Source organism: Nonomuraea insulae (genome assembly GCF_042656245.1).
Window position 1 is genome coordinate 1 of record NZ_JBHSPA010000043.1, and the last position, 26,992, is coordinate 26,992.

At 69.9% G+C, this 26,992-nt stretch carries 30 protein-coding genes, 6 tRNA genes and 1 pseudogene; 20 read left to right on the forward strand and 17 right to left on the reverse strand.

Annotated features, from left to right (window positions below):
- The 4 genes from ACFPZ3_RS33890 to ACFPZ3_RS33905 form a co-directional block, all read left to right on the forward strand.
- On the forward strand, nt 1-409 hold a 409-nt coding region (locus tag ACFPZ3_RS33890), incomplete at its 5' end, for a TCP-1/cpn60 chaperonin family protein (RefSeq protein WP_379518385.1).
- 59 nt (nt 410-468) lie between these two features.
- Nucleotides 469-954, forward strand: coding sequence for a MarR family winged helix-turn-helix transcriptional regulator (locus ACFPZ3_RS33895; protein ID WP_379518386.1), 486 nt, complete (start codon nt 469-471; stop codon nt 952-954).
- Nucleotides 955-1,228: 274 nt separating this feature from the next.
- Entirely contained in the window at nt 1,229-2,089 is an 861-nt protein-coding gene (locus tag ACFPZ3_RS33900; protein WP_379518387.1) for an ABC transporter ATP-binding protein, read from the forward strand.
- On the forward strand, nt 2,086-2,913 hold the full coding sequence (locus ACFPZ3_RS33905; RefSeq protein ID WP_379518388.1) for an ABC transporter permease: 828 nt from the start codon (nt 2,086-2,088) through the stop codon (nt 2,911-2,913). The genes ACFPZ3_RS33900 and ACFPZ3_RS33905 overlap by 4 nt, the downstream gene beginning before the upstream one ends.
- Before the next feature lie 8 nt (nt 2,914-2,921).
- Here ACFPZ3_RS33905 and ACFPZ3_RS33910 read toward each other — a convergent pair whose 3' ends face one another.
- From ACFPZ3_RS33910 to ACFPZ3_RS33920, 3 genes are all read right to left on the reverse strand, one after another.
- Nucleotides 2,922-3,611 carry a glycoside hydrolase family 12 protein gene (locus ACFPZ3_RS33910; RefSeq protein ID WP_379518389.1) on the reverse strand — a complete coding sequence of 230 codons (690 nt, stop codon included), beginning with the start codon at nt 3,609-3,611 and terminating at the stop codon, nt 2,922-2,924.
- Between the two features lie 130 nt (nt 3,612-3,741).
- Complete coding sequence (locus tag ACFPZ3_RS33915; RefSeq protein WP_379518390.1) at nt 3,742-4,896, reverse strand: alpha/beta hydrolase family protein; 1,155 nt, start codon at nt 4,894-4,896, stop codon at nt 3,742-3,744.
- Between the two features lie 14 nt (nt 4,897-4,910).
- Nucleotides 4,911-5,042, reverse strand: coding sequence for a hypothetical protein (locus ACFPZ3_RS33920; RefSeq protein ID WP_379518466.1), 132 nt, complete (start codon nt 5,040-5,042; stop codon nt 4,911-4,913).
- Between the two features lie 92 nt (nt 5,043-5,134).
- Between ACFPZ3_RS33920 and ACFPZ3_RS33925 the strand changes: the two are divergent.
- Nucleotides 5,135-5,590, forward strand: a pseudogene (locus tag ACFPZ3_RS33925) (LuxR C-terminal-related transcriptional regulator); the annotation flags it as partial.
- A gap of 132 nt (nt 5,591-5,722) precedes the next feature.
- Here ACFPZ3_RS33925 and ACFPZ3_RS33930 read toward each other — a convergent pair.
- Entirely contained in the window at nt 5,723-6,499 is a 777-nt protein-coding gene (locus tag ACFPZ3_RS33930; protein WP_379518391.1) for a MerR family transcriptional regulator, read from the reverse strand.
- Nucleotides 6,500-6,503: 4 nt separating this feature from the next.
- A complete protein-coding gene (locus ACFPZ3_RS33935; RefSeq protein ID WP_379518463.1) occupies nt 6,504-6,935 on the reverse strand; it encodes an ATP-binding cassette domain-containing protein in 432 nt (143 codons plus the stop codon).
- Nucleotides 6,936-7,047: 112 nt separating this feature from the next.
- On the opposite strand from ACFPZ3_RS33935, the gene ACFPZ3_RS33940 reads away from it, so the two are divergent.
- Complete coding sequence (locus ACFPZ3_RS33940) at nt 7,048-8,280, forward strand: serine hydrolase domain-containing protein (protein ID WP_379518392.1); 1,233 nt, start codon at nt 7,048-7,050, stop codon at nt 8,278-8,280.
- Nucleotides 8,281-8,305: 25 nt separating this feature from the next.
- Here ACFPZ3_RS33940 and ACFPZ3_RS33945 read toward each other — a convergent pair whose 3' ends face one another.
- The 6 genes from ACFPZ3_RS33945 to ACFPZ3_RS33970 form a co-directional block, all read right to left on the reverse strand.
- The gene (locus tag ACFPZ3_RS33945; RefSeq protein ID WP_379518393.1) at nt 8,306-9,382 is read right to left on the reverse strand and encodes a serine hydrolase domain-containing protein; all 1,077 of its coding nucleotides are present in this window, start codon (nt 9,380-9,382) and stop codon (nt 8,306-8,308) included.
- 158 nt (nt 9,383-9,540) lie between these two features.
- A complete protein-coding gene (locus tag ACFPZ3_RS33950) occupies nt 9,541-11,232 on the reverse strand; it encodes an alpha/beta fold hydrolase (RefSeq protein WP_379518394.1) in 1,692 nt (563 codons plus the stop codon).
- Between the two features lie 64 nt (nt 11,233-11,296).
- A complete protein-coding gene (locus ACFPZ3_RS33955) occupies nt 11,297-11,863 on the reverse strand; it encodes a TetR/AcrR family transcriptional regulator (protein ID WP_379518395.1) in 567 nt (188 codons plus the stop codon).
- A gap of 24 nt (nt 11,864-11,887) precedes the next feature.
- Nucleotides 11,888-12,382, reverse strand: a complete 495-nt coding sequence (locus ACFPZ3_RS33960) for a DUF3224 domain-containing protein (RefSeq protein WP_379518396.1) — start codon at nt 12,380-12,382, stop codon at nt 11,888-11,890.
- Entirely contained in the window at nt 12,379-13,002 is a 624-nt protein-coding gene (locus tag ACFPZ3_RS33965) for a TetR/AcrR family transcriptional regulator (protein WP_379518397.1), read from the reverse strand. The genes ACFPZ3_RS33960 and ACFPZ3_RS33965 overlap by 4 nt, the downstream gene beginning before the upstream one ends.
- A 76-nt stretch (nt 13,003-13,078) precedes the next feature.
- The gene (locus tag ACFPZ3_RS33970) at nt 13,079-13,924 is read right to left on the reverse strand and encodes a molybdopterin-binding protein (RefSeq protein WP_379518398.1); all 846 of its coding nucleotides are present in this window, start codon (nt 13,922-13,924) and stop codon (nt 13,079-13,081) included.
- 343 nt (nt 13,925-14,267) lie between these two features.
- On the opposite strand from ACFPZ3_RS33970, the gene ACFPZ3_RS33975 reads away from it, so the two are divergent.
- The 3 genes from ACFPZ3_RS33975 to ACFPZ3_RS33985 all read left to right on the forward strand — a co-directional run bounded on the left by ACFPZ3_RS33975 (nt 14,268) and on the right by ACFPZ3_RS33985 (nt 17,275).
- On the forward strand, nt 14,268-15,158 hold the full coding sequence (locus ACFPZ3_RS33975) for an aldo/keto reductase (protein WP_379518399.1): 891 nt from the start codon (nt 14,268-14,270) through the stop codon (nt 15,156-15,158).
- A 109-nt stretch (nt 15,159-15,267) separates the two neighbouring features.
- A complete protein-coding gene (locus ACFPZ3_RS33980; RefSeq protein ID WP_379518400.1) occupies nt 15,268-16,155 on the forward strand; it encodes an NAD(P)H-binding protein in 888 nt (295 codons plus the stop codon).
- A gap of 58 nt (nt 16,156-16,213) precedes the next feature.
- Nucleotides 16,214-17,275, forward strand: a complete 1,062-nt coding sequence (locus ACFPZ3_RS33985) for a HesA/MoeB/ThiF family protein (protein WP_379518401.1) — start codon at nt 16,214-16,216, stop codon at nt 17,273-17,275.
- A gap of 197 nt (nt 17,276-17,472) precedes the next feature.
- Here ACFPZ3_RS33985 and ACFPZ3_RS33990 read toward each other — a convergent pair whose 3' ends face one another.
- Nucleotides 17,473-18,228, reverse strand: coding sequence for a MerR family transcriptional regulator (locus ACFPZ3_RS33990; RefSeq protein WP_379518402.1), 756 nt, complete (start codon nt 18,226-18,228; stop codon nt 17,473-17,475).
- A 324-nt stretch (nt 18,229-18,552) separates the two neighbouring features.
- On the opposite strand from ACFPZ3_RS33990, the gene ACFPZ3_RS33995 reads away from it, so the two are divergent.
- From ACFPZ3_RS33995 to ACFPZ3_RS34025, 7 genes are all read left to right on the forward strand, one after another.
- Nucleotides 18,553-18,626 (forward strand) — tRNA-Ala (locus ACFPZ3_RS33995).
- Between the two features lies 1 nt (nt 18,627).
- Nucleotides 18,628-18,700 (forward strand) — tRNA-Leu (locus ACFPZ3_RS34000).
- A gap of 15 nt (nt 18,701-18,715) precedes the next feature.
- Nucleotides 18,716-18,788, forward strand: a tRNA-Glu gene (locus ACFPZ3_RS34005).
- A gap of 4 nt (nt 18,789-18,792) precedes the next feature.
- A tRNA-Arg gene (locus ACFPZ3_RS34010) sits at nt 18,793-18,867 on the forward strand.
- Nucleotides 18,868-18,881: 14 nt separating this feature from the next.
- Nucleotides 18,882-18,962 (forward strand) — tRNA-Tyr (locus tag ACFPZ3_RS34015).
- Between the two features lie 28 nt (nt 18,963-18,990).
- A tRNA-Cys gene (locus ACFPZ3_RS34020) sits at nt 18,991-19,063 on the forward strand.
- Nucleotides 19,064-19,339: 276 nt separating this feature from the next.
- Nucleotides 19,340-20,158 carry a nitroreductase/quinone reductase family protein gene (locus ACFPZ3_RS34025; protein WP_379518403.1) on the forward strand — a complete coding sequence of 273 codons (819 nt, stop codon included), beginning with the start codon at nt 19,340-19,342 and terminating at the stop codon, nt 20,156-20,158.
- 3 nt (nt 20,159-20,161) lie between these two features.
- On the opposite strand, the gene ACFPZ3_RS34030 is transcribed toward ACFPZ3_RS34025, so the two are convergent.
- Both ACFPZ3_RS34030 and ACFPZ3_RS34035 read right to left on the reverse strand, forming a co-directional pair.
- Complete coding sequence (locus tag ACFPZ3_RS34030; protein ID WP_379518404.1) at nt 20,162-20,905, reverse strand: ABC transporter permease; 744 nt, start codon at nt 20,903-20,905, stop codon at nt 20,162-20,164.
- Nucleotides 20,906-20,918: 13 nt separating this feature from the next.
- Nucleotides 20,919-21,422 carry an ATP-binding cassette domain-containing protein gene (locus ACFPZ3_RS34035; RefSeq protein ID WP_379518464.1) on the reverse strand — a complete coding sequence of 168 codons (504 nt, stop codon included), beginning with the start codon at nt 21,420-21,422 and terminating at the stop codon, nt 20,919-20,921.
- A gap of 213 nt (nt 21,423-21,635) precedes the next feature.
- On the opposite strand from ACFPZ3_RS34035, the gene ACFPZ3_RS34040 reads away from it, so the two are divergent.
- The 4 genes from ACFPZ3_RS34040 to ACFPZ3_RS34055 are packed head-to-tail and all read left to right on the forward strand — an operon-like array spanning nt 21,636 to nt 23,741.
- The gene (locus tag ACFPZ3_RS34040) at nt 21,636-22,274 is read left to right on the forward strand and encodes a TetR/AcrR family transcriptional regulator (RefSeq protein ID WP_379518405.1); all 639 of its coding nucleotides are present in this window, start codon (nt 21,636-21,638) and stop codon (nt 22,272-22,274) included.
- Nucleotides 22,275-22,281: 7 nt separating this feature from the next.
- On the forward strand, nt 22,282-22,581 hold the full coding sequence (locus tag ACFPZ3_RS34045; RefSeq protein ID WP_379518406.1) for a DUF6204 family protein: 300 nt from the start codon (nt 22,282-22,284) through the stop codon (nt 22,579-22,581).
- A 34-nt stretch (nt 22,582-22,615) separates the two neighbouring features.
- A complete protein-coding gene (locus ACFPZ3_RS34050; protein WP_379518407.1) occupies nt 22,616-23,182 on the forward strand; it encodes a helix-turn-helix domain-containing protein in 567 nt (188 codons plus the stop codon).
- Between the two features lie 22 nt (nt 23,183-23,204).
- Nucleotides 23,205-23,741 carry a GNAT family N-acetyltransferase gene (locus ACFPZ3_RS34055; protein WP_379518408.1) on the forward strand — a complete coding sequence of 179 codons (537 nt, stop codon included), beginning with the start codon at nt 23,205-23,207 and terminating at the stop codon, nt 23,739-23,741.
- Here the strand turns inward: ACFPZ3_RS34055 and ACFPZ3_RS34060 are convergent.
- The 3 genes from ACFPZ3_RS34060 to ACFPZ3_RS34070 are packed head-to-tail and all read right to left on the reverse strand — an operon-like array spanning nt 23,722 to nt 26,893.
- Nucleotides 23,722-24,474 (reverse strand): hypothetical protein, encoded by a 753-nt coding sequence (locus tag ACFPZ3_RS34060; protein WP_379518409.1) that lies wholly within the window; start codon nt 24,472-24,474, stop codon nt 23,722-23,724. The genes ACFPZ3_RS34055 and ACFPZ3_RS34060 overlap by 20 nt on opposite strands.
- Nucleotides 24,471-25,430: an ABC transporter ATP-binding protein gene (locus tag ACFPZ3_RS34065; RefSeq protein ID WP_379518410.1), complete on the reverse strand. Its 960-nt coding sequence runs from the start codon at nt 25,428-25,430 to the stop codon at nt 24,471-24,473. Before ACFPZ3_RS34065 ends, ACFPZ3_RS34060 begins: the two co-directional genes overlap by 4 nt.
- The gene (locus ACFPZ3_RS34070) at nt 25,427-26,893 is read right to left on the reverse strand and encodes an alpha/beta fold hydrolase (protein ID WP_379518411.1); all 1,467 of its coding nucleotides are present in this window, start codon (nt 26,891-26,893) and stop codon (nt 25,427-25,429) included. The genes ACFPZ3_RS34065 and ACFPZ3_RS34070 overlap by 4 nt, the downstream gene beginning before the upstream one ends.
- Nucleotides 26,894-26,992: the final 99 nt, after the last annotated feature.

Consider the following 26,992-nt stretch of genomic DNA (forward strand, 5'->3'; position numbering starts at 1 on the left):
GGCGGCCGTCGAGGAGGGCATCGTGCCCGGCGGTGGCGTGGCGCTGCTGCAGGCCGGCGCGAAGGCGTTCGACAAGCTGGAGCTGACGGGCGACGAGGCCACCGGGGCCGCGATCGTCAAGAAGGCGCTGGAGGAGCCGCTCAAGCAGATCGCGGTCAACGCCGGTCTTGAGGGCGGCGTCGTGGTCGAGCGGGTGCGCAACCTCACCCCGGGTGAGGGCCTCAACGCCGCGACCGGCGAGTACGTCAACATGTTCGAGGCCGGCATTCTCGACCCGGCCAAGGTGACGCGCTCGGCGCTGCAGAACGCCGCTTCCATCGCGGCGCTCTTCCTCACCACCGAGGCCGTCATCGCCGAGAAGCCCGAGAAGACCCCCGCCATGCCAAGTGGGGGAGACCTGGACTTCTAGTTCGGGGGAGCCCCGGTGAGATCTGCCGGGGCTCATAACAACAGTGCTTGTATGAGCTCGTGAGCGATCCCACCCACCACAGCCTCTGGCGCCCGCTGCGCCTGCTCCAGTCCTCGATGGACGACGACATCGCCCAGATCTACACCGAAGGAGAGATCGACGGACTCAAGCCGAGCTTCGTGATGGAGTTGCTCCGGCTGCACGACCACGGCCCGATGACCATCACCGAGCTGGCGGAGTCGGTCAACCGCACACATTCGGCCCTCAGTCAGAAGGTCGCCGCCATGCGCACGGCCGGGTGGGTCGAGACCGTCGCGGGTGATGACGCGCGCAGCAAGATGGTGACGCTCACCGACAAGGCGCGGGGCGTCGTGTCGCGGCTGGCGGCGGAGTGGCGGGCCACCGAGGCCGCCATCGCCGACCTCGAAGCCGAGATCCCCTACCCGCTGTCGCGGGTCGTCACCGACATCGAACAGGCCCTGCAGCGCAAGAGTTTCCACGACCGCATCGCCGAGAAACTCGCCCAGGATCCGGAGTGGGGTTGAGGCGGGTCCGCACGCCGCTTCAGATCGATCATCCTTTACGCGCTGCCGTGGCCCGCCACCCACCGCACTCCGGCTGACGGCCCTCCAGGAAACGCCCTCTGACCCCTTCAGTGGCGAGCCGCCGTTACGCGAGCCCACGTTGCCGGGCTCGGTGGTTCAGTGTTCGCTGGCCCGATCTTCACTGGATCCGCGCATATAAGCAACCGTAGTTGACTAGTTTCAAATTAGTCAACTACGGTTGCTTGCTATCGGACTTCACAGTGAGGAGACGAGGATGAACGAACGGGCCGTGGTGGACGTCGAGGGGCTGCGCATGAGGTACGGCGGCACCGACGTACTGAATGAGGTGACCTTCCAGGTCGGGCAGGGTGAGGTGCTGGCGTTGCTGGGGCCGAACGGCGCCGGCAAGACGACCACCGTAGAGATCCTCGAAGGCTTCCGCCTGCGCTCGGCCGGCCGCGTACAGGTGCTCGGCGCCGACCCCGCGAACGCCGGCGAGGAGTGGCGGGCCAGGATCGGCGTCGTGCTGCAGTCCTGGCGCGACCACGGCAAGTGGCGGGTCCGTGAGCTGCTGGCGCACCAGGCGTCCTTCTACGCCTGCTCCGCGCGCCGGCCGTGGGACGCCGACGAGCTCATCGAGGCGGTCGGCCTGACCGAGCACGCCGGGAAGAAGATCAGGGCGTTGTCAGGCGGGCAGCGCCGCCGCCTGGACGTGGCGATCGGCATCGTGGGCCGGCCGGAGGTGCTGTTCCTCGACGAGCCGACCACGGGGTTCGATCCGGTGGCGCGGCGGGAGTTCCACGAGCTGGTACGCGGCCTCGGCGTCACGATCCTGCTCACCACGCACGACCTGGACGAGGCGGAACGGCTCGCCGACCGCATCGCCGTGCTCGACCGGGGGCGGATCGTCGCCGACGGCACCCCGTACGAGCTGGCCCGGCAGATCGCCGGCCAGGACCGGGTGCGCTGGAAGCAGAGCGGCCGGCGGCTCAGCGAATCGACGCAGGACTCCACGGCGTTCGTCCGCGAGCTGTTCGCCACGCACGGCGAGGCGGTCAGCGAGCTGGAGGTGCACCGGGCGTCGCTGGAGCAGACGTACCTGGCGCTGGTGCACGAGGCGGAGGCGGCGCGATGACCACCTGTGCCATCCGGGCCGGCTTCCAACGCGGCCTGATCGAGTTGCGGCAGTCGTTCACCAACGGCGCGGAGCTGTTCAGCCACGTGTTCTGGCCGCTGCTGATGCTGGGCGCGCTGTGGTTCATGCGGGACAGGGAGTTCGGCGCGACCGGGTTGATGCTGGGCGCGCTCGCCCTGCCGAGCATCCTGGGGATGAACATCTCCTTCGGCATGGTCAGCATGAGCCAGATCCTCACCGCCGAACGCGAGGACGGCACCCTCCTGCGTGCCAAGGCCACGCCGAACGGCATGCTCGGCTACCTCATCGGAAAGATCGTCTCGGTCTCCGGCGGGCTGCTGGCGGACCTGGCGATCTTCCTGATCCCGGGCCTGTTCATCATCGACGGGCTGGCGGTCGGTGGGCAGACGTGGCCGGTGCTGGTGCTCGGCATGGTGGCCACGCTGCCCATCGGCGCGATCCTGGGCTCGTTGTTCCCCAGCTCACGCAGCCAGGGACTGGTCCAGCTCCTGGCGATCGGTATGATCGGGATCTCGGGCGTCTTCTACCCGATCACGGCGCTGCCGGAGTGGCTGCAGTGGGTCGCCCAGGTGTTCCCGATCTACTGGCTCGGCCTGGGCATGCGTTCGGCCCTGCTGCCGGCCGACGCGGTGAGCGTCGAGATCGGGGAGTCGTGGCGGCATGTGGAGACGTTCGGCGTGCTGGGCGCGTGGGCCGTGCTCGGGCTGGTCGTGGCGCCGATCGTGCTGCGCGGGATGGCGCGCGGGGAGTCGGGCTCCAGCGTCGCCGCCCGCCGCGAGCGCGCCCTGCGGAGGGTCGGGTGAGGACCCGGCTAGGAGGACGACACCGAGAAGCTGTTGGTGACGAAGTCCATCCCTCCGCTGGAGGAGGTGATCTCGTAGCCGAACTGCACGTCGCCGAGCGTCACATCGCCCATCCAGCCGTTGCCGCGCAGCCAGTTGAGCACGGCCTTGACGTCCACGGTGCCGGAGTTGGTGTTGGAGGTCCTGACGAACGAGAAGACCTGGTTCGCGCCGTTGCTGCCACGGTAGATGTCCCAGCTGTGGCCGCCCACTGAGGCGGTGGTCTGGCGTGAGCCGAGCGGTCCGACGGCGCCGCGCTTGTTCATCCAGAGCATGATCTCGTACGCGTGCCCCGTGTCCCAGACGTCGTACGTCGTCGCGTACGATCCGCCGCTCGGCACGGTCACGTTGAACCTGCTGGTGACGCTGCCGAGGGCGCTGATGCGCTTTCCGACGTACTTCGTGGCGTTCGGGTACGACTTGACCCCTCCCGTGTTGGGATGGTTGGCCCATACGCCCCAGTTGCTGTAGGAGTTCGCCCAGATCGTCTGGGGTCCGGAACCGCCGCCCCAGATGTTGTTGTACAGCGTGTAACCACCGTTGGACCAGGTACCCCATTGGGCGCTGGAGGACCAGGTGGCCGCCAGCGCCGGCGGGGCGAGGCCGACGACGATCGCGAGCACGCATACGGGCACGACTGAACGCGCGGTCCTGCGCATCTTTGATCCCTTCCGCCAATAGCCCTTAGTTTGGATGACATCCAAACTAAGGGAACTTTGCGCCTTCCGACTCAGCCAGTCAAGTCGCCATGAAACTTTCGCCCGCCGTCTTCGGGATCCCCTGACGGCCTCAGGAGTGAGCGCAGGCCGCGGGGCAGAACTCGGCCTCGGGGTAGCGTGCGGACGGCTTGTCCAGGAGGGACTGCGGCTGCGACTTCAGGTGCTGGTCGAGGAAGGCCGCCACGTATGTACGGGTGAGCTTTGCGGCGCGCGCCGCGGGCAGGACGCCGGCGAGCGGCTTGATGCCGAGGGCGTCCGCCAGCAGCGGGGTGTCGGTGAAGGACTGGTGCTCGGTGCCCGACAGCACGATCCAGCGCTTCCATCCGGTGAGCAGCTTCCAGTCGCGGTCCCACGTGGGGGCGGGGCCTCCGGGAACGTGCTGGGCCGAACCCAGGAACATGAACGGCCGGGAGAATCCGCTCTTGGGGATCCGGGAGTAGGCGGTGCCGTCCATGTCGATCCCGGCCCGCACCCGAGGGTCTTCGAGCATGGTCGCGATGGCGCTGGACCCGCCGATCGACTGCCCCACCATGGCGATGCGGGAGCGGTCGATCCGGTCGGAATCGTCCCACTTCGAGGGCAGCTGGTCGAGCACGAACGAGACGTCGGCGGCCCGTCCCTGGACCAATCCCGCGCCGAAGCCGGGGTCGGAGTTGCTGTCGCAGGCGAGGCATTCGGCGACCCGCCCGTCGGGGAAGGTCGTGGCGTAGCTCTCGTAGGTGTGGTCGATCTCGGCAACGACGTATCCGCGGCTGGCCAGGTCCTCGGCCAGGGAGGTGAGTGTGCTCATCGGCTTGGTGAAGCCGGGAGACATCACCACCAGCGCAAGCTTCCGCCCCGCCGGTTCGGCGTCTTTGATGGCGTTCGTACGGGTCTTGCTCAGCGTGTCGTACGGCGCGCTCGCAATCCCGGAGCCTTTCAGCAGGAGTTCCGATTCCTTGGGTGTCATGTACGGCGCCCGCTGCCCGTCCCGCTGCCCGGTCGGATACCACAGGGTGAGCTTGAGCTCGCGCGCGTCGGCGTCGAGGTTCCAGGAATCGGGGCGGGAGGTGTCCTTCAGATACAGGACGGTGGTGCCTACAGGGTGGGCGCCGGTGGGGGCGGGCAGACTGGCAGGCACGGGCGGCACGGCGGACACGGCGTCGGAGCGGGGCGGCGCGGGTGGGGAGCAGGCGGACGCGGCCAGGACGGCCAGTCCCGCGGCGGCTGCCAGGAGCTGTCTCATGGAGAGGTCCATCCTCATTCGTGCAGCAAGGTCAGGGCCTTGGCCAGGGCGGGGTCGCGCCCGGCGGCCGCGTCCTCGGGGGTCAGGGGCACGTGGTGGTCGGACGGCACGCCGATCCCGTCGACGACCTCGCGGCCGGGCCCCAAGTGGTGTTGGGCGGGAAAGCTCAGCAGGGTGTTGTCGCCGAGCAGGTACGCCTGCGCCGGTCCGGAAATCGCACCGGCGGTTCTGCATCCTCGCGCGCGGTGCCGAGGACACCCGCGTGCTGATCCTGACCACCTACGACCTCGACCACTACGTGTACGCCGCGCTCGCCGCAGGAGCGAGCGGATTCCTGCTCAAGGACGTCTCACCCGAACACCTGGTGGCCGCGGTACGTCTGGTGCGCTCCGGCGACGCCCTGCTCGCGCCCACCATCACCCGCCGCCTGGTCGAGCGTTTCGCCCGCCGCGACGACGCGAAGCCCACCCTCCACCGCGATCTGCACCAGCTGACGCCCCGGGAACTGGATGTGCTGCGCCTGCTCGCCACCGGCCTGAGCAACGCCGAACTCGCTGACCGGCTGACCCTCAGCGTGGCCACGGTGAAAACTCACGTCGCCAGCATTCTGTCCAAGCTCGACCTGCGCGACCGTGTCCAAGCCGTGGTGGTCGCCTACGAGACCGGCCTGATCTCTCCCGGTGGCACCGGCTGAGCGCCTCTTCGCCGCCTCCGCCAACGCGTCCACGTCCAGGTGGAGGAACCTTGGCCTGGCCACCTACTTCCGCCAGGCCAGGCCATCCACGCGACTTGTTCCCGCCGTAGCACCGGGTCTGCCGGGCACCCGTCACTGATGCGGGATGTCGATGCCGGCCGCGCGCAGGTTCGCCTCGATCAGCGCGTTCAGCCGGGCGATCGACGGTTCCTGGTCTTCCCGGTGGTGGTTGACCAGCCCGTAGCGGGAAGCGGCGTCGGACCGGTTCTGAAACCCGGCCGGCATCGCCAGCAGCGCGCGGTCGGCCAGCAGCTTGTCGGCCAGCGCGGACGCCAGTTCCTCGATCCGCGGGTCGTCGGGGTCCCAGGACCGTGCCTCCCAGCCGCGTTTGGTCAGCTCGACGGACTCGGGATCGTCGAGCGAACGTTCGAGCTGGGTCAGGAAGTTGTCGAAGATCTCCGGGATCAGCGCCCGGGCCAGCACCAGACCCTCCCGTTGACCGGCCACGTAGTCGGAACTGAAGCCGAGATCGGCGAATCGGTCCAGGACCGCGCAGGCCCGGTCGGGCAGCAGGGCCCGGTCGCCATGGGTGAGCCGGTGCAGCGTGTCGCGGCGCGCGATCAGATCCTCGATCCGTTCGGTGAGCCGATGACGGACGTCGTCCAGGGCGGTGGCGAACCGCTCGGGATCGGCGTCGAGCAGGTCGCCGACCTCGGCCAGCGGCACGCCCGCTCCGGCCAGGGTCCGGGCCTGGACCAGCCGCAGCAGGTCGTCCGACCGGTAACGCCGGTAGCCGGAACTGTCACGTTCCGGCTCGGCGACCAGGCCGAGCCGGTGATAGTGCCGCACTGTCTTGACCGTGACGCCGACGAACGCCGCCGCCTGACCGATCGTGAGCCCGTCTGCCATCGGCTCAGCGCACCCCCGGATCGTGGGCGGCCGCGCTCTGGCGAACCGCGGCGGCCACAGCACCCGAGCCCGAGCCGTGGTCGCCGGCGACCTTCGCGCTCACCTTGAGGTAGGGGTCGAGGGCGATCACAGGGGTGAGGATAGCGCGCATCGCCTGTGATTCGGCCATGTGCACGGTCGAGAACCGGTGGGAGACCAGCACGGTGATCGCCCCCCGCCCCGTGGAGTCGCGGGTCTGCTCGGCGAACAGCTCGAAGAGGTCGTGTTCCGCCTGCTGGTCGAGCGCCGCGGTGGGTTCGTCCAGGACGAGCAGCAACGGCGTCTCGCGCATGAGGCCACGGGCCAGGGCGATGCGCTGCCACTGGCCGTGGGAGAGCTCGGCCCCGCCGAAGGTCCGTCCAAGCTGGGTGCGCAGGCCCTGAGGGATGCCGACCAGCCGGTCAGTCCATGGTCGCGATCGGGGTTGACCTTGACCTCAGGTCAGGGTGCACGCTCATCGCATGGCCGCCTCGAAGGGGCCGGTAACAACACTGTGGACAAGGAGATTCATGATGGGAACAAGCAACAGCGGCTTCTCCGGAGCAGGGCTGCGCAGACTGAGCGACGTGCTGGCACGCCACGTCGAGTCCAAGAAGATTCCCGGGCTGGTCGCCATGGTCAGCCGCGGCGGTGAGCCGCACGTCGAGGCGCTCGGCACGATGCGGCACGACGGTGGCGCGCCGATGCGCCGGGACACGATCTTCCGGATGGCGTCCACGTCCAAGCCGGTCACGATGGCGGCGGCGATGATCCTGCTCGATGAGTGCAGGCTGCGGCTGGATGACCCGGTAGATCCGTGGCTGCCCGAACTCGCCGACCGGCAGGTGCTGAAGCGGCCCGACGGCCCGTTGGAGGACACCGTGCCGGCGCGGCGGCCGATCACCGTACGGGACCTGCTGACCTCCACGTTCGGGCTTGGAGTGGATTTCGCGTTGATGGACGCCCCGATCAGGGCCGCGATCTTCGAGCAGACCGACTACAGCGTGGCCTCCGGGCCGGCGCCGGGGCCGGATGAGTGGATGCGCCGTCTCGGCACGCTGCCGCTGTCGTACCAGCCAGGAGAGCGGTGGCAGTACGACCTCAGCAACGAGGTGGTCGGCGTGCTCGTCGCCAGGGTCACCGGCCGGCCGTTGGAGACGTTCCTGCGCGAACGCGTCCTCGATCCGCTGGGGATGACGGACACCGGTTTCCACGTGCCCGCCGGCAAGATCGACCGGCTGCCGCCCCTCTACGGGCCCGACCCGCAGACCGGAGAGTTCGTCGTGTGGGACGAGGCGGCGGGCGGCCGTCTCAGCCGGCCGCAGGCGTTCCAGGGCGGCGGCGGTGGGCTGGTCTCCACCGTCGACGACTACCACGCCTACTTCCGGATGTTGCTGAACCACGGGATGCACGGCGGCGAACGGATCCTGTCCCGGTCCGCCGTCGAGCTGATGACCACCAACCGCCTCACGCCCGAGCAGACAGCCGCCCGCGACGCCATGTACAGGAACATCGTCCACCTGTCGTTCGGCGGGGGGTTGCACGGCGGCTGGGGCTTCGGGATGGCGGTACGCACCTACCGCGGCGACTACGCCCCCATCGGCCAGTTCGGCTGGGACGGCGGCACCGGCACCACGGCCTACGCGGACAGGACCAACCAGCTCACCGGAGTCCTGCTCACCCAGGTCGGGATGTCCACCCCGGATTCGGTGTGCCTCATCCATGACTTCTGGACCACGCTCTACCAGGCCATCGACGACTGAACCGGTCGGCGATCCCGCTCCAGGATTATTGTGAGGCGGATGCGGGGCAGAACACCGACTTGAGGGCCTGGTCGACGCGCATCCCCACACCGGCGCGTTCGGCGTCGTCCATGGCCACCGTCACGGAGACCGCGAACTGCAGCCGCCCGTCCGGGGAGGTGTAGGTCACGGCGACGAAGCCGGGCGCGCTCCCGCCGCGTGCGTCGAAGCCGGGTTTGCCCGCGCACGGACCCCCCTGCGGATGCGGCGGCTGGCCGGGCACCGGATCCGTGATCACGTCGCGCAGGGAGTCCGGCAGCAGCCTGCCTTGACTGAACGCGCGCTGGAAGACGCTGACGTCGCGCGCGGTGGAGACCACGCCACCGGCGCCCAGCAGGGTAGTGGCGTTGAGCGTGTCGACATCGAGCAGCTTGCCCGTCTCATCCTTCAGGTAGCCGTGCCCATGCGGGCCCTTGATCCCCGCGGCGGCCTTGACCGGCAGGTAGGTGTCCCGCATACCCAGCGGGGCGAAGATCCTCCGGTTGAACTCGGTCGCCAGCGAACGCCCGGCCACCTTCTCGATGATCATGCCGAGCAGGATGTAGTTGGTGTTGGAGTAGTTGAAGGTCCCGATCTCCGACGGCCTTTCCCGCTTGCGGGAGGCGGCCACCAGGTCCACGGGACGATAGGTGACCGTGGGGTCAAACCCGCGGATGTCGGGGCCGAGATAGTCGGGGATGCCGGAGGTGAGCTGGATCAGGTTGCGTACCGTGATCTCGTCGGCCCGTTCCACCAGATCCTTCTCCGCCGTCTCGGGGAGCACCTCGCCGAGTGTGTCGTCCAGCTTCAGCTTTCCGCTCCGCACGAGTTGCAGGGCCACGGTGGCGGTCATGTTCTTGGTCTGCGAGCCGATCCGGTAGCGCGCGGTGGAGGGGATCGTGCCGCCCTTGCCGTCGAGCAGCCGGGATCCGGCCGATCCTTTCCCGGCCCGCCTGCCGTTCACGTACACCTCGCCGATGGCGCCCACCACGTGGCCTGTCTTCACCAAGGCCACCATCGCCTTCTGCACGTCCCCTACCTTGACGGGGGCGTTGTCCGCCGTGGCGATGGCGGGCGCGGACACGCTCAGAGCCAATGCCGCGCATGCCGCCGAGACGACGCGTGCGACTGCCGATTGCCGCGAAACCATGAAGCGCTCTCCTGGACGTCCGAAGCTCCGATGTGAACCTCCAGTTCTAGGGAGCGAGGTGTTTCCTCACGGTTTCCACGGCACAGCCGATATCAGACAGGCGCCACGATCCGGGCCAGCTCGTCCGGATGAGTGAGCTGGGGATAGTGCCCCGCCCCGTCGATCGTGGTCACGGGCCTGTCCACGGTCAGCGGATCAGCCGACCCGACAACGATCTCCACAGGCACGCTGACCCGGTCCAGCAACTCGCGCAGCTCCTGACGCATGGCGTGAGAGGCCCGCATGGCGGCGATCATGCGGCGGGCGGCACCGGGCCGGGCGAGGCTGGCCGCGGCGGCGGTCGTGGCAGGGGTCGTGGCAGGGGTCGTGGCAGGGCCTTCCGTCAAGCCGATCGTGCGCGCCAGCCGGGCCGCCGGCATCCGGCGCAGCAGGAGAGCGGCGAGTCGTGAGCGCGACAACCGCGAGGCCGGGGCCTGCAGGAAGGCGGGGGCGACCAGCACCAGGCGGGACAGCCGGTCCGGGTGGGCGGCCGCGTACTGGAGGGCGGGCAGGCAGGCCAGCGAGTGCGCGACGAGCACCGGGCGGGTCTCCACCGGGCGCAGGAGGTCCGTGAGCCAGCCGCCGATCGGCCCGGGGCCCGACCTGCCGAGCCCCGGCAGGTCGGCGGCCAGCACGGGCGCGCCGAGCCGGTCGATGACGTGCTCCCAGGAGCCGGAGTCCAGGGGCAGGCCGTGCAGCAACACGTACGCGGGCCGTTCGCGATCTCCGGCGACCCACGTACGGACGCCCGCGACCGTCTGGTACCCGTACGGCCCGGGCGGTGTGGGCGTCGCGCCGAAGCGGGCCGCCACCAGGTCGTCGGCCCAGGTCGTCAGGGCAGCCTCGATGGGCGGCATGCGGAGCCCGAGCCGTTTCGCGAAGATGTCGGCGGAGGCGGTGTCGTACCGGTCGGTGGACAGGAACGGCAGCGTCTCCGGATCGACCCCGGTCAGCGCGCGGGGCAGCCGCCGCAGCAGGCCGACCGGCACGCTGAGCCGGGGCGCCCGCACCCCCATGTGGGCGGCGAGCAGCCGGTCGAGGTGGGACAGGACGGGGGTGCGGTCGTCGAGGATCCAGTACGCGTTCTCCCGCTCGTCATCGTGCTCGGCCAGAGCGGCCAGGAAGGCCGCGAGGTAGCCGACGTCGACCACGGGCACGAACACGTCGCGGCCTCCCGGGAGGGCGGGCAGGCGGCCGTGCCACAGGTCGGACACGGTGTCGGCCAGGCCCAGGTACTGCCCTGGCCCGATCACCGTGGCGGGGTTGGCGATGCTCAGGGGGATGCCGAGCTCGCGGGCGCGCGCCCGCACCGCCGCGTCCGCCTCCTTCTTGGACGCCTCGTACGCCCCCAGCCGCTCGTCGGACGGGCCGGAATCGCTCACGCGGTAGCCGCTGATGTGCACCACCCGCCGCAGATCGGGCAGCGTGGCGGCCCAGTCGAGCACGTTCAGCGCCCCGGTCACGTTCGCGGCGCGCGCCTCCTCCAGGCCGAGGCCGAACGCGAAGCGGGCCGCGCAGTTGTAGACGTCACGCACGGAAGGGAGCCGGAGGTCGAGCCGGGTGATGTCGGACTGGACGACGGTCAGCCCGTCCAGGGGAACGCCCTGGCCGGTGAGCCACGAGGTGAGCCGCTCCCCGTCCGAGCGGACCGTCGCCGCGACCGCGTGGCCCTGGCGCAGCAGCTCGGCGACCAGGGAACGCCCGATGAAGCCCGCGCCGCCGAAGACGATCGAGTCGGGTTGCATGCCATCTCCTAATAGATCGGTCTACATATTTTTTGGGCAGGCTGAAACGCGGAAGCACCGAACGTCAGCCGCCGAGCAGCAGCGCGACCCTGCGCGCCACGCGGTCGATCGGCTCCCGGCTGCGATGGGCCCTGGCCAGCAGCAGCGCGCCCTCGATCAGGGCGAGAACGGTCGTGGCGAGGTCGTCGGCGTCGGGATGCCCGTCGGCGATCAGCCGGTCGCGCAGCGCCTGCTCCCACGAGCCGTACACCTCGGCGCAGACCTCCTGGAGCGGGTCGCTGGTGGCCGCCATCTCCAGCGCGACCGTGGCCACCGGGCATCCCTTGCGCCAGAGCGAGCCTTCGAGCCGGTCTGCGAGCAGCGCGAGGAGGCCGGTGACCAGGGTGAGCGTGTCAGGCGCGGCGTCGGACAGGTCGCGCACGATCTGGTCGATCTCCCGGCCGCCCCGCTTCAGGGCCTCGGCGACCATGTGGTCCTTGCCGCCGGGGAAGTGAAAATAGAGCGATCCCCTGGGCATCCCGCTGGCGGCGATCACCTGGTTCAGCCCGGCGCCGTAGTAGCCTCCGGCCTCGATCAGGTCTCGCGTCGCGTCGAGCAGGCGACCGCGCGTCTCATCACCTTTCCGTCCCACGCCAGAAAAAGTAGACCGGTCTGCCTATTTTGGCAAATCCTCGTACCAGTGCGTGAAGTTGTCCTCGGCCCGCCACGTGCCGTCGGGCCGGAGCTCGAAGGTGAACGCGCCGCGCCCGCGCAGCCCGGCCAGCTCGCCGGTGCCGGACCCGGGCACCACCGTCCAGTGACCCTGCCCCGCGCCGGGCCGGTCGCCGAAGCCGTAGCTGGTCAGGACGAACGTTCCCGACCTGCCGGCCACCGAGCCGACGACGCGCTCGACCCCGGCGAGGATCTGTGATCCGTCCGGCTGGACGACACGTACGTGATCGGCGTGCCCCAGCCCCTCGATCCCGCCGCTGAATCGCTCCTCCATGAGCGTCGCGAACACCATGGGACCGCCCTCGACCCGCGGACCGATGTCGAGCCTGTCCATGGAGAGCACCTCCACGGAACTCGCGTGCGTCACGGCGCCCGCGGGCGGTCGCTCCTCCTCGTACGCCGTGCGCCCCTCGGTCAGTCCACCCCAGTTGACGTTCATGTCACACTCCTCAGAAACAGCTCCACGATGCGTTCGACACGTTCGCGGGACGGCATGGTCACCGGCTCTTCGACCGCCACGATCCCGTCGGGCAGCACGTAGGTGAGGATGCCGCCCACGAACAGCCGGGTGGCCGCCTCCACGTCCTCGACGCAGATCACCCCGCGGTCGCGGGCCCGTTCGAGCAGTTCGGCCACCACGGTCCGGATGCCGCCCGTGATCGTCCGCGCCCACAACCGCCCGATCTCGGGCACGCGGGGGGAGTCGGCGATGATGACCCGCGCCAGCGCGAGATACTCGCCGTCGGACACCGCCGCCAGCACCTCGGCCGCCAGATCGGTCAACGTCTCGCGCAGCTCGGGCGGCGAGCCCACGGGCCGCTCGCGCTCCAGCACCGCGTGGTCGCGGTTCAGCCTCGACAGCAGGGTTTCGAGCACGTCCACCATGAGCGGCTCTTTGCCGCGGTAGTAGACGTACAACGTCTGCTTGGACACCCCCGCCGCCTTGGCGATGGCGTCCGTGGTCGCGCCGGCGAACCCCTCGGCCAGGAAGACCCGCGTGGCCCCCTGCCGGATCTGCGCGCGCTTGGCCCGGCTGCGCGGCGACTCCTGCTGGTCCATCTATCAAACTGTACTGTTCAGTTTGATAGATGGTCAAGAATTCGGGCGGCCGCCGCGGCGGCCGCCCGAATGAGAGCTACTTCAGCCCGTACGCGCGCACGATCGTCTGCTCGATCGTGTTCCCCTTCCTGTCCTGCGCGCCGGCCCGCAACGTCACGTACCGCGCGCCCGAAGGCGCCCGCAGCTCGGCCCGCCAGCCGTCGCCGCGCCTGCTCAGCCGCTCCTCGCGCCAGGTGACGCCGTCGTCGTAGGACACGTCGAGCGTGACCTGCTTGATCGTGTCCGAGCGGGGCCCGCCGGGCAGGTGCGAGGCCACCAGCGTCAGCGGCGCGCGCCGCGCGGCCCGCCCGTCGCCGTCGGTCTCCACCTCGTAGTCGAGCTGCACCAGCGGGAGCTGCTCGGCCGCCTGGGAGGCCGAGCGGGCGGTGGGGGAGGCGCCGGTCAGCGTCGCCCAGAACTGGGCTTCCTGGCCGGCCTCACGGGTGACGGCGGTGCCGCCGATGCTGGTCAGCGCGCGGCCCGCGAACGGCAGGGCCTGGCGGGCGGTGAGCCCGTCCTTGTAGGTGACGATGACCGGCAGGTCGCCGGTGTAGCCGTCCTCGATCAGTTGCGTGACGTTGAACAGCTCGTCGTCGAGCAGGCCCGAGGTCACGTACGGGGTGGCGGTGTCGGGGTAGACGTAGGTGCCGTCGCCGGTGGTGATGACGCGGGCCCCGATGGGGTCTCCGCCGGGGCCCGCGACGGTGATCCGGCCGGGGGCCACGGCGACCTTGTCGCCGGTGATAAGGGTGAGGGTGGTGGGCGCCTGCTCTTGTTCCGCGGGCGCGGGGGTGTCGGCGTAAGCCGGCGGGGTGACTGCGAGTAACGCCAGGACGGCCGCGACGATCAAGGTACGCGGCCTGCGGGGAGGCATGTTCGCCAAGTGAGGTCCTTGACTTTCGAACGACAGGGGTGCTCGTCCGGGGCGGCGGCCTCATGAGCCGGGGTCCCTTTCTGAGGGCGTGCGCGGGGTGCGCTTGACGCCACCGGACAATGTGTCGATCTTTACTTGATCTTGTCAATCGATGAAATGTTACATTTCGTATTTCAGCCTTTTCCGCCCTTACTGACCGCCTCGTGCCAGCCTGGCCTCGTCGTCCTGATATGATGATCTGCACCACGTAAGCCTTCTCGGCCGGAGACGCCTCCGCCCCGAGGAGGCTTTTTTTGTGCCCGGATTCGGATGACCGCGGCTCACTTCTCCCAGCAGATCAGAGGACTGAACCATGACCATGCAGACCTGCCCCGCCGCGGCCGCGGGCGCCTGGAAGCTCGGCGACCTGACCGTCAACCGGATCGGATTCGGCGCCATGCGCCTGACGGGCAGCGCCGCCTTCGACTCCGGGGCCCCGGCCGACCCCGGGCGCGCGATCGGGGTGCTGCGGCGGGCGGTCGAACTCGGGGTGAACCACATCGACACGGCCGCGTACTACTTCTCGAAGCAGCTGTCGGCCAACGAGTTGATCCGCCGGGCGCTGGCCCCGTACACCGATGACCTGGTGATCGCCACGAAGGTCTGGCCGTCGCGCGACCCGTCAGGGGAGTGGCACTGGGCCGCGCCGGAGGAGCTGCGCGGTCAGGTCGAGGCGAACCTGCGCGAGCTGGGACGTGACCACCTTGACGTGGTGAACCTGCGTATCCCGCCGAGCCGCAGGACCGGCTCGATCGCCGAGCACTTCGGCGCGCTGGCCGAGCTGCGTGACGCCGGGCTCATCCGGCACCTGGGGATCTCCAACGCCACACCCGGGCACCTGGCCGAGGCTCGGAACATCGCGCCGGTCGTCTGCGTGCAGAACTCCTTCGGCATCGGCGCGCCCGCCGGTGAGCGGGAGCTGTTGCGGAGTTGCGGCGAGCGGGGGATCGCCTTCGTGCCGTTCTTCGCGATCGCCGGCGCCGGTCGCGAGGCGGGACGGGTCGCGGCCGAGGACGAAAGCGTGCTGGCCGTCGCCCGCGCCCACGGGGCGTCGCCCGCGCAGGTCCGGCTGGCCTGGACGTTGCGGCAGGGACCGCATGTGCTGGCCATTCCGGGCACCGGCGACCCCGCCCACCTCGCCGAGAACGTGGCGGCCGGCGCGTTGCGGTTGTCCGGCGAGGAGGTGGCTCTCCTCGGTTCGTAGTGACGGCTCGGCCGCTCCAGCCTGTTGCGGAACTCATATTGTATGATTATCGTATTAGATGTTACGGTTCTCATATGATACGCCGGTCAAGCATTCAGGGGGAGCTGTCATGATCCTGGTCACCGGGGCGGGGGGCCTCGTCGGACGTCCGCTGGTCGATCTGCTCGTCGAGCGGGGGGCCAAGGTGCGGGCGGTGAGCCGTGATCCGCGGCTCACCGGCCTGCCCGCCGGGGTGGAAGTCGTCACCGGCGACCCGTCACGGCCCGACACGATCGCCGACGCGCTCGACGGAGTCACCGGCGTGTTCCTCAACCCGCGCGCCCTCGGCCAGTCGCCCGACCCCGAGGTGGTCGGCGCCGCCGCCACCCGGCTGCTGGGCCTGGCCCGCGAGCGGGGCGTCACGCGGGTGGTCGCCATGTCCGCGCTCAACGTGGACCACGACGTCGCCGACCAGCCCTCGCGGCTGCGCGGCGAGTACAACAAGGAGGTGGAGGCCGCCGCCGTGGCCTCGGGCCTGGAGTGGGCGGCCCTGCGCTCCGGCTACTACGCCGCTAACGCCGCCACCTCGTGGGCTCCGCAGATCCGGGCGGGTGACGTCGTGCGCTCCCCCTATCCGGAGTCGTCGTGGGCGCCGCTGCACGAACGCGACCTCGCGGAGGTCGCCGCCCACGCCCTGCTCACCGGCGGCCTGGCCGGCAGCGGCCCGGTCCTGACCGGGCCGCGCTCGCTCACCCAGCAGGAGATGATCGCGATCATCGGGGAGACGATCGGCCGGCCGCTGCACTTCGAGGAGGTGACGCCGGAGGCGGCGCTGCAGGGCATGACACGGGCTGGCATGCCCGAGACGCTCGCGGCCGGTTTCGTACGGTTGCAGGCGCGGTCGTACCTGCAACACGGCCTGGTCACCGGCGAGGTCGAGCGCATTCTCGGCCGTCCTGGGCACACCTTCGCCGAGTGGGCGGCCGAGCACGCCCCGGACTTCCAGGTTCAGGGGTAGGCGACACAACCGGGTCCGAGATCTTGACGGTGGGCGGTGTCCTGCCGACCATCGGTGGATGCGCCTTCCCCGGGTCAAGCCCGAGCACGCTCCCCACCGGCTCGGCGACGGCACCGTCCGGCTCGGCGGCGCCCTGTACGGCATCGCCTCGGAGATCACCGACACCGACGGCTGGGCCTGGACCGCCCTGACGCTCATGGACGGCACCCGCCCACCCGCCACGATCGCCGCCGAGCTCCGCGCCGCCTTCGCGGCCCTGACCCAGGAGGACGCCGACGACATCGTGGCGACCCTGCTGTCCTCCGGCCATGTCGAGGAGGCCGCCCCGAGCCCGTGCGAGGAGCTGAGCGAACGGGAGAAGGAGCGCTACGGGCGCACCCGTGACTACTTCCGCTGGGTCGACCTCACCCCGCGCGAGCACGGCTGGGAACCCCAGCTCCGCCTCAAGTCCGCCCGGGTGCTGGTGCTCGGCCTGGGCGGCACCGGCAGCCACACGGCCTGGACGCTGGCCGCCGCCGGCGTCGGCCGGCTGCACCTGGTGGACCCCGACGCCGTGGAGTTGTCGAACCTCAACCGGCAGATCCTCTACACCGAGGCCGACATCGGCCGGCCGAAGACCGAGGTGGCGCTCGACCGGCTGCGCCGGGTCAACTCCGACATCGAGATCACCGCGGAGCGGACGGCGGTGGACGGGCCCGAGGAGCTGGCCCGGCTGATCGACGGCTGGCACGTGCTGGCGTTGTGCGCCGATCGGCCGCGCGAGCCGTACGGGATCCAGACCTGGGCGAACCGCGCCTGCGCGCGGGCCGGGATCCCGTGGGTGAGCGGCGGCTACCACGGGCCGCTGGTCAGCGTGGGTGTCTTCGGGCCTGGCGGGCCGTGCTTCGAGTGCGTACGCGCCGGCATCGCACCGCAGCCCGGCGGCGGCTACGCCTGGCCCGGCGTGACCGGCGCGTCGGCCGGGTTGTCCGGGCAGCTCGTCGCGCATGACGTGCTGGCGCAGGTGACCGGGATGACGGCGGCGGCGCCAGGCTATTTCCACGGGGTGACGCTGCTGGATCCGGACGGGCACGTGTACGCCCGGCACCCCTCCAGGGACGGTTGCGAAATCTGTTCTTGATCAGATGCCGCAAAGATCATAATCTCTCGATTGCCGTTCTCCGACCTCGATCGGTAAGGAGTGTCATGCGCAACACCCTCGTACGGCAAGACCAGCCAGGCCCGAAGATCACCATCCGCCGGCTGGAGAAGACGACCGGATCGGCTCCGACGCCGCCCAGCCACGGCACGTCCAACTGAGCCCGCGGGCGGTCCGGGTCATCCCTGGGTAGCGGCGATGATCCGGACCGCCTGCCGCACCACCTCGGCCTGCGCCGGAGCCAGCCCCTCCAGGAACGGCTCCATGACCTGCGGATCCCACCCCGGCTCGACCTCCGTCAGCACGTGCTGCACGCTGAAGCCCGCCAGCAGTTCGGCCAGCGGCCGCACCCGGGGGTCGCCCGGCTCGGCCTCGGCCAGGTCGTCGAGCCTGCGGTAGAACTCCTGCCCGCGCGCCCTCGTCTCGGGGTCGCCGGCCAGCGCGTCCAGCATCGCCAAGGTCCGCCGCTGGTCGGGCGGCGCGGCCATGCTGTCCATCAGCACGAGCAGGTCGCGGTCCCAGTCCGCCGCCTTCGAGGCGGGCATGTGCACCTCCCGCAGGAAGGCCAGCAGGCCGGGCGAGGCGGTGTCGTCGGGGCCGAGCCTCCCGTCCTCGGCCCGCTGGAGCACCTCGGCCAGGCGGGCGCGCCTGAGCCGGATCTCCCGCTCCTGCGCGGCCAGGTCGGCGTCGATCTCGGCGAGGATCTCGGGCAACTCCCTGGAGCGGTCCTCGGCGATGACGTCGCGCGCCTCGTCCAGGCTCAGCCCCAGCGCGACCAGGCGGCGGACGCGGGCCAGGGCGATGGCGTCGCGCATGCCGTATTCGCGGTAGCCGTTGGTCAGGCGGGGCGGCTCCGGCAGCACGCCCTGGTGGTGGTAGTAACGCACCGTCCGGGTGGAGACCCCCAGCAGCGCGGCCAGCTCTCCGATCCGCATGCCTCCCAGTAAAGACCCTGACGCCACGTCAACGTCAAACCGGCCGCAGGGCTTTGAGCGTGAGGTCCACCAGGGGCCCGCCGGGTTCGGGGCTGAGATAAATAAGTGGCACGGCCCCGGCGCCGGCCATTACCGTCTACAACATAGAAACAACCGGGCGGGTCCGCCCCCGAAGAAAGGCCAGTCATGCGTATTGAGCGGGAACGGTGTCGCTATCGCCGTCTTGCGGCGCTCGGCTGTGCCCTGATCGGGCAGGCTTCGGGATAATCCACGGGATTCATCCGGAGGCCGCCAGGTAAACACCAGGCGGCTTTTTCTTTTCCTGGGCTGATGGTGAAAAGGCATCACACCTGCCTTGCAAGCAGGGGTTCGGGTTTCGAGATCCCGTCGGTCCACCACGCGTCCGTGGCCCAATGGCAGAGGCACCGGTCTAAGGAACCGGACGGTGCGGGTTCGAATCCCGCCGGGCGTACGAACAACATGCAAGGCCCCGTTGGTCCAGCGGTCAGGACGCCCGGCTTTCACCCGGGAAATCGCCGGTTCGAGTCCGGTACGGGGTACTACGGCCCTATAGCTCAATGGAGAGAGCGCCGGTCTACGAAGCCGGGTCAGTTGCAGGTTCAAATCCTGCTGGGGCCACTGATTTCCCCTTTGCGCGAGCTGGGCACACGGGGAGCCCACCCGGCTGTAAACCGGACGCTTCGGCTGTGGCGGTTCGACTCCGTCCTCGCGCACGATCCGCCTCCCGCGAAGAGGCGGCCTGGCGCAGTTCGCTGGTGCGGAGGCCGGCCTGCAAAGCCGGCTCGAGCGAGTTCGACTCTCGCCTGCGTCTCCACGACGGTGTTCCACTGGGGAGTTGACAGTTCTGCCGGGATATGTGCGTAATAACGGTCGCGTCGCGTGTCGCCGCCGGGAGGACGGACGGTGGCATGGAGGCGCCGAATCAAGGGGGATAACGCCGTGGACACTCACCACTTCGGTCGTGCCTGAGCGCACGACGCCCGCGCGTTGTCCCATGTCTCCGGCGGTGTGACGAACCCGCCGACGCCGGCATGCCGTGCGGGTTTCGCCTGTCATCGACACCCCATCCCGCCAGGAGTTTCACCTCAGCATGCCCATGAACTTCAATCAGCAGATCATTGACGAATTCCGCGCCAACAAGGGCCAGGTCGGCGGCCCCTTCCAAGGAGCCAGGCTGCTCCTGCTGACCACCGTCGGCGCCAGGACAGGCGCGGAGCACACGACGCCGCTCGGCTACCTGCCCGATGGCGACCGGCTCCTCATCATCGCCTCGGCCGGTGGCTCGCCCCGCCACCCCGCCTGGTATCACAACCTGCTCGCCAACCCGCAGGTCACCGTGGAGAACGGGCTGTACACCCACCAGGCCGAGGCAGTCGTGCTCGAAGGCGAGGAACGCGACCGCCTGTTCGCCCGCGCTCTCGAGACCGACCCGGGCTGGGGCGCCTACGAGGAACGCTCGGGCCGCATCCTGCCCGTGGTGGCGCTGCTGCCCATCTACGAGGGGCCGGGCGGCGGTTCCCTGGCCGAGGCGCTGATCAGCCTGCACAACGCCTTCCGCCGCGAGCTGGCCCTGATCCGCGGGGAAGTGGCAGCCTCCGGGCCGCGCGTGGCCGCGCAGCTCCGGGTCAACTGCCTGACCGTGTGCCAGAACCTGCACGGGCACCACTCGAAGGAGGACGAGTACATGTTCCCGGCGCTGGAGCGCCGCTACCCGGAGCTGGCGCTGGTGATGGAGCGGCTGCGCACCGAGCACGAGAAGATCGCCCGGCTGCTCGACGAGCTCAAGACGCTGCTGGCCGACGGCGACGTCGCCCCGGCGGACCTGCTCAGCGAGGTCGAACGACTCACCCACGAGCTGGAGGCCCACCTCGACTACGAGGAGGAGCAGCTCGTGCCGCTGCTGACCTGACCCTCAGCGGTTGAACAGGCGGGCCCCGCCGAACAGGCAGACCAGGGCCAGGACCAGGGTGACGGCGGCGCCGAGAACGAGGGTGGCGCCGCCGTAGTGGCCGAGGAACGCCTCCCGTACGGCGTCGACGGTGTAGCGCATCGGCACCACCCGCGAGGCCACGTCCAGCCAGCCGGGCGCCAGGGTCATCGGCAGCAGCAGACCGGACAGCAGCATGAGCGGCATGCCGGTGGTGTTGGCGATGGCGGCGAACTCGGGCGGCGTGGCGACGTTCATGGCCAGTCCGTACGACAGCGCCGACAACGCTCCCGCCAGCACCCCGACGAACACCAGCCCGATCACCACCCCCGCCAGCGGCGCGCGCAGCCCGAGCACCAGGCCCAGCAGGACGAGCAGGACCGACTGGGCCAGGAGCTGCACGACGTCGCGCAGCGTGCGGCCCAGCAGCAGCGCCAGCGGATGCACGGGCGTGACCCGCATGCGGTCGATGACGCCGAGGTTGCGGTCCATGAGCAGGCCGAGGCCGACGAACGAGCCGCCGAGCAGGGCGAGCTGGACGAGCACGCCGGGCACGAGCGACTGCCAGGAGGAGCCGTCCACGCCCAGGTCGAGCCGGGTCAACAGGGGCCCGAACAGGGCCAGGAACAACAGCGGCTGCAACATCCCGAACAACAGGTTCGTCTTGGAGCGCAGGGTGGCGCGCAGGTAGCGGCCGAAGATGACGGCGGTGTCGCGAAGCAGGATCATAGGGGGTTCCCGGTCAGATGGCGATGGGCTCGCCGGCCGTGGTGCGGCCGGTGATGGCGAGGAAGGCGTCCTGGAGGCTGGCGGCGGGGTCGCCGGTGAAGCGGTCCTTGAGGGCGGCGGGTGTGCCCTCGGCCACGACCGTTCCGGCGTCCACGACCACGACGCGGTCGGCGAGCGCGTCGGCCTCGTCCAGGTAGTGGGTGGTCAGGAAGACGGTGGTGCCGTGCTCGGCGCGGATGCGGCGCACCAGATCCCACAGGTCGGCGCGGGCGGCGGGGTCGAGTCCGGTGGTGGGCTCGTCGAGGAAGAGCACCTCTGGCCGGTTGACCAGGCCGAGCGCGATCTCCAGGCGGCGGCGCTGGCCGCCGGACAACGCCGCGGTCGGCCGGTCCATGAGGTCGCTCAGCGTCAGGTCGCGGGCCAGCTCCTCGGCGCGCTCGCGGGCCTCGGTCTTGGACAGCCGGTGCAGCCTGCCCTGCGTGACGAGCTCCTCCCGTACACCGCAGGCGGAGTCCAGGCCGCCGCGCCCCGTTGGGGCCGAGGAAGCCGAGGATCTCGCCGCGTTCGACGGTCAGGTCGATGCCGCGTACGGCATGCACGGGGCCGGTCTTCAAGGTGAACGTCAGGGTCAGGCCCCGGGCGCGGATGACGGGTTCAGACATGCCGGAGAGAAAACCACACTCCATGGCAAAAGTGCAATCGACTTAAAGTTTGCACTAGACTCCAATACATGATCGAAGGACTGCGGGAGCGCAAGAAGCGGCAGACCCGGGAGCGCATCTCCGAGGTGGCCCTCGGCCTGTTCGTGGAGCGCGGCTTCGACAACGTCACGATCGCCGAGGTCGCCGAGGCGGCCGAGGTGTCGGTGAACACCGTCTACAACTACTTCCAGGCCAAGGAGGACCTGGTGCTGCCACCCGACGAGGCCTCACCGCAGCGACTGGCCGACATCGTGCGCGAGCGGGCCCCGGGCGAGTCGGCGGCCGGGGCGGTGCTGGCGCGGCTGCGCAGGGAGGTGCGCGGGCGCGAGCGCCGGGTGGGCCTGACCTCGGGGTTCGGGCGTTTCCTTGAGATGATGCGGGCCGCCCCGACGCTGAGCGCCCGGCTGGAGGACCTCAGTTACCAAATGACCGGGGCGCTGGCCGTCCTGCTGGCCGAGGAGACCGGCGCGGCGGCCGGCGACCCGCTGCCGCGGGCGGTGGCCTGGCACATCGGGTCGCTGCACGCGCTGGTGCTGGCCGAGATCGGGCGGCGCGCGGCGGCCGGGGAGCGGCCCGACGCGATCGCCGAGGCCGTGCTGGAGTTGCTGGACGTCGTGGAGAGCCTGCTCAGCGAGAAAGTGCTCGCCTATGCGGTGCGGAAGGGGTGAGGCGCCCATGTTCAGGGTGACGATCAGAGGCAAGTTCAAGGGGCTCGACGACGCGGGCCGGGCCGCCGTGGTGGCGGTGGGAGGAGCCGCGTTCACCGAGGCGGGGACGTTCACGCACGATCAGAGCGTGTCGGTGTTCACGTTCCGGTGCCAGGTGCCGGCCGGGGAGGACGACGGGGAGGACGAGGCTTCTCTGGGAGCGATGGCGGCGCTGGAGGCGTACGAGTTGCCGTATGAGATCTTGCGGATCGCGGTGACGGACATGCGCGACATCAAAATCCGCAACCGTAAGAACCCGGGCAGATAACGCCGCCTCCCATATCTGGGATATAGTCCCGAATGTGAGACAGATCGAGGACATGGAGGCCCGCCTCGCCGACCGGCTGGCGCAGTTGCGCGTCGAGCGGGGCTGGTCGCTGGATGATCTGGCAAACCGGTCGGGGTTCAGCCGCTCGACGTTGTCCCGGCTGGAGCGCGGAGAGATCAGCCCGACCGCGGCCCTGCTCGGCAAGCTGTGTGAAGTCTACGGACGGACGATGTCGCGGCTGCTGGCCGAGGTGGAGTCCGAGGCGCCGCAGGTCGTGACCTCGGCGGCGCAGCCGGTGTGGCGGGACGAGACGTCGGGCTTCGTACGCCGCTCGGTGTCGCCGCCCCATCCCGGGCTGCGCGGCGAAGTCGTGGAGGCGACACTGCGGCCGGGGGCCGACATCTCCTACGACGCGCCCGCGGTGGCCGGGCTGGAGCAGCACATCTGGGCTCTGGATGGGACGGTGGAGATCACCGCCGACGGCCGCACCCACATCCTGGAGGCCGGCGACTGCCTGCGCTTCCGGCTGTGGGGCGCCTCCCGTTTCCGCTGCCCCGGCCCCGGCCCGGTCCGGTACGCGATCTTCGTCGTCCTCCCCTGACCCGAGAGCAGAAGGAAACACATTGCGCACCATCGACCGGCTGAGCGCTCCGGAATTCGAGCCCTGTGTCAAGGAACTGGCCGAGCTGCTGGTGGACGCCGTGGACGACGGCGCCTCGCTGGGCTTCGTGACGCCGTTCGACCACGAGGCCGCCGCCGCGTGGTGGCGGGCGCAGGCCCCCGCCGTGGCCGAGGGCGGCCTCATCGTGTGGGTCTGCCGCGAGGACGGGGCCATGACCGGCACCATCAGCCTGGTACGCGCGAGCAAGCCCAACGCCCGCCATCGCGCCGAGATCATCAAGCTCATGGTCCACCGCGACGCCCGCGGCCGGGGCCTGTCACGCGCCCTGCTGGCCACGGCCGAGCGGGCGGCGATCGAGGCGGGCGCCGAACTGCTGCTCCTGGACACCGAGACCGGCAGCACGGCCGAGCACGTCTACCTCACCGGGGGCTGGACCCGCTACGGCATCGTCCCCGACTATGCCGGCTCCCCAGACGGCACCCTGCTCGACTGCAGCTTCTTCTACAAGCGACTGCGGGTCAAGCGTCGCGACGGGTGATCGCCAGAGCTGCCGCGAACAGGGAGATCACGACATAACCCGCCAGGATGGTGCTGGCCGCGGAGGGACCGAAGGCACCGGAGTCGGGAACGCCGGCCAACTGCCTCGTCAGCGATGAGATCGTCAGGGAGCTCGTCCAGTCGTTCCAGGGCGCGGGCAGGAAACGCTCGGTCGCGGTCGGCGTCAGCATGAGGCCGACCAGCGCGATGAGCGCCCCTGGTGTCGAACGCAGAATCGTGGCCAGGCCCAATCCCGTCACCGCGGCGACGGCGGAGCCGGCGCCTGTCGCCAGTATCTCGGGCAGGGCGGCCGGGTCGGAGAGCGAGGCGCCGATCGGGCGCCCACCCACTACCGCCTGTGCGGTGAAATATGTGGCGAACGCCAGGGCCTGGCCCGTGACCGCGGCCACGGCGGCCACCACGGCGGCCTTGGCCACGAGGAGAATCCACGGGCGCCGGATCGTGGTCAACGTCAGCCTGATCATGCCGGTGCCGAACTCGCCGGAGATGGCGAGCACGCCCAGCATGCCGAAGAGCACGGGGGAAATGTCGGCGCTGAAGCTGAGCCCCGTGCCGATGTGCTCACCGCCAGGCCCCCTGGTGTCGAAGTAGTTGGAGATCGAGAAGGCGGCGAAGCCGGTGAGCGCCAGGGCCGAGAGCGTGGAGGCCAGGACGTAGTAGGTGGATCGGAGCGAGCGCAGCTTGAGCCATTCCGATGCGACGGCGTTGATCATTGGGTGATCTCCATGAATGCCTCCTCCAGTGATGTCCGACGCGACGCCAGCTCGTGAACGGCACAGCCGTTCGCCAGGGCGATGTCGCCGATGTCGGCTGCGCTCAGGCCGGTTACCAGCAGTTCCTCTCCGGCGTCGGCGTCCCGCACAGGGCGTGCGTTGGCTCCAGCCCCCGCGGTCCGACCGGGTGCCGGCTCCTCTCCGGTGCCGGTGTCCTGGGCGGGGCGTATGGTTGCTCCGGCCGCTTCGAGTGCCTTGGACAGGCGGGCCGTGTGGGGTGATCGGACGAGCACGCCGCTCTGGAAGCGGGCCAGTAGTTCCGCCATCGAGGTGTCCTCGATCAGCTGACCGTGCCCGATGATGATGAGCCGGTCGGCGGTGAGGGACATCTCGGTCATCAGATGGCTCGACAGCAGGACGGTCCGCCCCTCGGCCGCCAGAGATCGCAGCAGCGTCCTGAGCCAGCGGATGCCGTCGGGGTCGAGGCCGTTGACCGGCTCGTCGAGGATGAGCACTCCTGGGTCACCGAGCAGCGCCGCCGCGATGCCGAGCCGCTGGCGCATCCCTTGGGAGAACCCGGCGATCCGCTTGCGCGCCGCGCCGGCCAGCCCGACCTCCTCAAGCACCTGGACGACCCTGCGGCGCTCGATCCCGCCCGCGTACGCCAGCGCGTGGAGGTGATCGAACGCGCTGCGCCCACCCTGCACCTCGGCGGCGTCGAGCATGGCGCCGACCGCACGCATGGGGTCGCGAAGCTCGCGCTTGCGAACGCCGTTGATCAACGCCTGGCCCGACGTGGGCGCCTGAAGGCCGAGGATCACTCGCATGGTGGTGGACTTGCCGGCGCCGTTGTGCCCGAGAAATCCCGTGACCTGTCCGGGCTTGACGTCGAACGTCAGCCCCGAGACTGCCCGCGTGGAACCGTACAGCTTCGTCAGATCCACGACCTCGATCATTTGCCCACCTTCTGGATCCGTTCGGCCGGGCAGCGGGTGCCGCGTTCGGGCAGCGCGCCCGTTGTCAGGTAGGCGAAGACGTGCTGGCGCAGGCAGGTGTTGCCTCCCCACGACGCGTGGCCGTCGCCGTGCCACAGGACATGCGCGGAGGGAATCTGCTCGGCCACGTGCTGCTGCCCGAGATAGTTGGTGTTGTTGTCGAGCTCCCCGATCGCGAAGAGGACCGGTGGGACCTCCTTCACACGCAACGGGTGCGGCGCCCAGGACGCGCCTCCATTGCGGCCCCAGCACCGCCCGAGCTCGTAACGTCCCTCGAGCCAGCCGAACCTCGGTGCGATCTCACGGAGTCTGGCCTCGATGCCCTGAAACTCCTCGTAGGTTGGCAGCTTCGGCATGAAGTCGTCGCACAGCGAGTCTCCGCCCACGGACGAGCTGCCCTGATCCGGTGCGAGCTCTGTCAGGAAGTTCGCGGCGTCGCCGTCGAGGGCCTTTCTGATGGCGGTCGCCAATAGCGGCCATCTCGCCGGGTTCATGCCTTTGACCGCGCCTGCATACAGCTGTCCCTCGTGCACCGTCCTGCCGGCCGACGCCGGCAGTGGCGCGCGGCGCGCCCTCGCGACCAGCTCGTCCCACGCCTTGCCCGCGTCCCTGCCGTGCAGGGCGCACTCAGAAAGGCGGGCGCACCAATCGCGGAAGCGGGTGAGATGTCGCTCCTGCGTCCGCGCGTAGTTACGCAACCAGGGCTCGAACTCCTGCTGGGTGTGATCGGCGGTGCCGTCGAAATACATCCGGCTCACCCGCTGCGGGAACAGCTCCAGGTAGGCCTGGGCGTAGACGGTCCCGTAAGAGTTGCCCGCGTAGACGAGCTTCTCCTGGCCGAGCGCGGCGCGTAGCGCGTCGATGTCGTGTGCCACATTCCATGACGTCAGTCCGTACCACGCGGACTTGGCCGTCTTGCGGCAGCTCGCCTGATGGGCGGCGTTCTGGGCGGCGTGGGTGTCCCAGTCCTGCTTCGTCCGCGCACTGATCAATCCGAAGATGGAGGCCGCGGGCTCCGCGCAGCTCACCGTATTGCCGCTCTGGGGCTCGGACATCCCGCGCGGATCGAAGGCGATGACGTCGAACCGGGTCCGCAGTTCCTTGAGCACGATGGGCAGTTCCGGCGGGAAGTCGAGATCGGTCGACGGTCTGAGCATCGCCGTGCTGGTGCCCGGGCCTCCGAAGTTGACGATCAGTGGCCCCATGCTCTTGCCCGTCGCGGGTAGCTCGGCCACGTGCACCGAGGTCTTCGGCCCGCCCGGATCGGCCCAGTCAATGGGAACGACCAGCTCGGCGCATCGCAAACCGTCACCGCACTCCCGCCAGGCGAGGCGATGGGTCTGCGCTGACGCCAGCGCGATGCCGCCGAGTGACGCGGCGAGGCAGGCAGCGAGGCACAGAGCGATGAGTGTGCGTCGATTCATGCCGCCAACGATCCTGCACGGCGGTGGGTGCGCACATCGGAGCCAGATCCGATCTTGCGGATCAGACCAGGGTCATACAGTGAAGGTGTACGAGAGCAG